Source organism: Leptolyngbya cf. ectocarpi LEGE 11479, from assembly GCF_015207065.1.
In the GTDB taxonomy this organism is placed as follows: Bacteria; Cyanobacteriota; Cyanobacteriia; order Phormidesmidales; family Phormidesmidaceae; genus Leptothoe; species Leptothoe ectocarpi.
On the sequence record NZ_JADEXP010000634.1, the window covers coordinates 1 to 1,284 of the forward strand.

The 1,284-nt window shown below is 50.4% G+C and carries 1 protein-coding gene; it reads right to left on the minus strand.

Going from position 1 to position 1,284, the window contains the following annotated elements:
- Positions 1 to 929: transposase (locus IQ260_RS30645; protein WP_322745091.1), on the minus strand; the 929-nt coding region annotated here is incomplete at its 3' end.
- Between the last annotated feature and the right edge of the window lie 355 nt (positions 930 to 1,284).

The following is a 1,284-nucleotide window of genomic DNA, read 5'->3' on the forward strand; positions in this document are numbered from 1 at the left end:
TAGTCACAAAGACTTGGAAAGTTGGGATGTGATTTAATCAAAGTCTCGTCTAAGTCTAAGTTTCGAATAAACCTGTCAATCAGATGCTGATTGAGTTTGCGACGTTTGTAGGAGGCCATGGAAAAGACAAAGGGTTCCCACGGGTCCCGCTGCTGATACTGTTCCCATTTGGCGATATTCAAAGCGGTTAGCGAGGCGTTGAAATGGAAATCGAGCTTCTGTTTATCCCTGGCTTGGCAATCCGTCAAGCCGGTGAACTGTTTTGCATCTCTAAAAATAAATTCGATTTGGAAGCGTGCCCGGTACGACTCGAACAATTGAAGTGGGTCGAGGTCACTATCGGTGGAGAATAGCAAGGCATAGCAGAGGCGTTCTGGATGTTTACGATTGAGCAGATACACCACTCGAATTTTGCGCTTGAGGCAAACAGACCAGACCACCGCTGCGTAAAGTTCGGTGTCGGGTTCGACCTCACCGAGTGCTTCCCAGCGAGTGAGATCCGTCAAATCAACCTTACCGTCATATTTACGGCGTGCGCCACGGGGCTTTTGCGGACCGTCATAGAGATACTTCAAGTTAGCATCGCAGCGGAGCTTGCCAATCGTGTCTAGACCCAACTCAACCACCCCATTCACCCACTTCTGCTTGCTGTAGAAGCCATCGCCCACCAAGTATCGAACGGCGGCTGGAAAGGCATCTCGGGTGGCCCGCAGGTGCTCTAGATAGTCATCAACCCGCGTCCGGTCTGGGGGGACCTCATTAATGGGCTCAAGTGACGGCGGGGTCTGTTGCACCGATAGCGTGTAGCCGATGAGTTGTTCGACGTCCACCACCGCGATCATCGAGATCTCTAGACCTCGTTCAGTCCGACCGGCTTTGCCATTATAGAAACGGTCTACGCCATAGGTGGCTTTCCCACTTTTGGGCACAAACGACGCGTCCACGACACCCACCTGGAAATGAGTGGGCATAATGGCCGCCTCAATCACGACTTGATTGAAGCTTATGAACTCATACGGCTGCTCAAAGTGACGACGATAGGTCCGCTCTGACAGGTCGCTATAACGACTCAGATTGGTGAAGTTAACCTTGCCACACATCACATAGATGGTCGTAAACAGGGTGATTAAAAACTGGCGACGAGGTTTGCTAAATGGCCCACTTTTCGTAGTAGACCCGGTATGATGCATGTCATGGCTATTCAGGTGGGTTTGTCTGTTAACAAAACCTTAGTGCCTGAATAGCTTTTCTGGCTATTTCTCTCGCTTTTCTGTCCGGACTATT